Below are 1,202 nucleotides of genomic sequence, written 5' to 3' on the forward strand. Positions count from 1 at the left end.
CCGCCACGGCGGGCCCCTCCTCGTCTCACCCTGCGGGCGACGCCTCCACCCGGACGTAATCCACGGCCGAGTCGAAGTCGCTGTGCAGCAGTTTCGCCTTCACCACCGTCCACGCGCGGCCCGTGCCGTGCTCGACCACCACGTCGGCGGCAGCGAACGGCCACCACGACGAGTCGACCGCGAGCACCCAGACGCCCGGCCCCGTCTCCCCATCTCCGTCCACCTCGGGACGGGCAACGATGCGGCCCGGCCTCCACTCACCAGCCTCGCCCAGCACACCAGCCACAGGAGTCCCATGCGGGTCCACCCCGGCCGCGCGGCGGCGCAGGCCGAGCACCAGGTTGGCACCGATCACAGCCATGCGGCGCCCGTCTCGATCGGGTGAGGCCCGCGGCCTGGCCGCTGGTACACGGTGTGGCTGACCCACGCGTCCAGGTCGGCAAGGGACGGGGGAGCCCCCGCAACCCCCGTCCCTGCCGCGGCTTGCCCGGATTCGTAGGTGACGCCCTGGCCCTCGACGTTCACCGACGCGATGAGGCGTACGCCCTTCGCCTGGGCGGTGCGGCGCACGATCGGGTTGGCGACGGCCGACCAGAGCAGGAAGCGGCGCAGGACGCGCCCGTACCGGCGGTCCGTCTCCGGGTCGAGCCCGGCCCGGTAGGTGATCGTGTATCGGCCGGTCAGGTTCCCGGTTCCCGGGTCGGTCTCTGGGGTGACGGAGGTGATGTCGATGACGGGCTCGTTGTCGAGCAGCCATCCGCCGCGCCCGTCCGGAACGACGCCGTGCTGCGTGACCGCCTCCGGGATCGGGGATCGATCCAGGTGGGTGGCGGCTTCGGCCAGGGCGTCGTCAAGGGCTTCCTCGATCGCGGCGCGCACGTCGGCGTCCAGCGGCGTGGGGATGCCGGCCCGGATGGCGACCTTCTCAGGCGTGACCAGGTCCACGGCTCCTCCTCGTGCGCTTCCTGCGGGGTGTTCGGCCTTGGGCTGGCCTCCGCATCTGCGGTCACCGGCTCCTGAGGGCGAGGGGCGGCGGCGTTCAGGCCCCCACCGTCGAACGCCGCCTCGTCTCGCCCCGGGCCTGGCCCGCGCCCCTCACGGAGGGGAGGGGAGAGCCAGCCCAAGACCCGCTTCCGCGCGACCCCGCCAGTCGGCCGCCGGGTCTGGTGCCACCCCCCAGAGACACCAGGCCCAGCGCCGAG

Annotated in this window: 2 protein-coding genes; both read right to left on the reverse strand. The window is 73.6% G+C overall.

The features are described from left to right. Nucleotides 1–25: 25 nt before the first annotated feature. Entirely contained in the window at nucleotides 26–361 is a 336-nt protein-coding gene (locus ACWCSD_RS52835; protein ID WP_449927573.1) for a hypothetical protein, read from the reverse strand. Then, nucleotides 352–945, reverse strand: coding sequence for a hypothetical protein (locus ACWCSD_RS52840; protein WP_449927576.1), 594 nt, complete (start codon nucleotides 943–945; stop codon nucleotides 352–354). The genes ACWCSD_RS52835 and ACWCSD_RS52840 overlap by 10 nt, the downstream gene beginning before the upstream one ends. Nucleotides 946–1,202 lie beyond the last annotated feature (257 nt).

It is taken from the genome of Nonomuraea sp. NPDC001684 (assembly GCF_053596515.1).